The organism is Actinacidiphila sp. bgisy167 (genome assembly GCF_965342175.1).
Taxonomy (GTDB): Bacteria; Actinomycetota; Actinomycetes; order Streptomycetales; family Streptomycetaceae; genus Actinacidiphila.
In genome coordinates, this window is the sequence record NZ_CBDRBL010000214.1 from 1 (window position 1) to 963 (window position 963).

The following is a 963-nucleotide window of genomic DNA, read 5'->3' on the forward strand; positions in this document are numbered from 1 at the left end:
ACTTCAGGGTGACGCCGCTTCGGCACCTGCGGCGGATCCCCGGGCGCGGGACCGGCTCCTAGCGTGGAGCCATGACCACGCCCGTGTGCCCCAGCGCCTCGTCGGCCCAATTCACCCGTTACGTCATGGCCAAGGGCCCGGCGCTGCTGCGCACCGCGCGCTCGCTCACCGCCGACCCCTGCGACGCCGAGGACCTGCTGCAGACCGCCCTCGCCAAGACCTACCTGGCGTGGGACCGGATAGACGACCACCGGGCGCTGGACGGCTACGTGCGCCGCACCCTGGTCAACACCCGCACCTCGCAGTGGCGCAGGCGCCGGATCGAGGAGTACGCCACAGCCGAGCTCCCCGAGCCGCACTCCGGCGCCGCGGCCGGCCCCGACGAGGCCGAGCGGCAGGCCCAGCGCGACGCGCTGCTGAGGGCGATCGGCCGGCTGCCCGCCCGCCAGCGGGCGATGGTCGTCCTCAGGTACTACGAGGACATGAGCGAGGTGCAGACCGCCGAGGCGCTCGGGGTGTCGGTGGGCACGGTCAAGAGCGCGGTCTCGCGGGCCCTGGGCAGACTCCGCGAGGACCCGGATGTGCGCCCGGGGTAGTGACATACCGAGCGGTATGCCAGGACAATCACAGCACCCATCCGCCCACGCGTAGCCGCTTCAACGAGGAGGCGCCCCGGTGCTGAGCACGATGCAGGACGTACCCCTGCTGGTGTCCCGGATCCTGACCCAGGGTCATTGCATGATCGAGATCTGTCTGGGTTCGTCACGTGAGACCGAGGGTTCGTAGGGGCCGGTGGTAGTCGCGGCCGGTGTGGCGGAGGGCGGCGGCGATGTTGGTCTGGCCGTCCTGGCGGAAGACGCTGATGGCGAGGTTGCGCAGGGAGGCCATGGCGCGGGGCAGGGTGCCGGTGCGGACCTTGGAGTCGTCCTCGCGGAACGTGCGGTCCCGCACGTGGTGCAGGAG

General features: G+C 71.5%; 1 protein-coding gene and 1 pseudogene. One reads left to right on the forward strand and one right to left on the reverse strand.

The genetic code is table 11. The features are described from left to right. Positions 1-71: 71 nt before the first annotated feature. Positions 72-596, forward strand: coding sequence for a SigE family RNA polymerase sigma factor (locus tag ACRWND_RS30840; protein WP_431955278.1), 525 nt, complete (start codon positions 72-74; stop codon positions 594-596). Between the two features lie 166 nt (positions 597-762). On the opposite strand, the pseudogene ACRWND_RS30845 reads toward ACRWND_RS30840, so the two are convergent. Further along, a pseudogene (locus ACRWND_RS30845) lies at positions 763-963 on the reverse strand (ISAs1 family transposase); the annotation flags it as partial.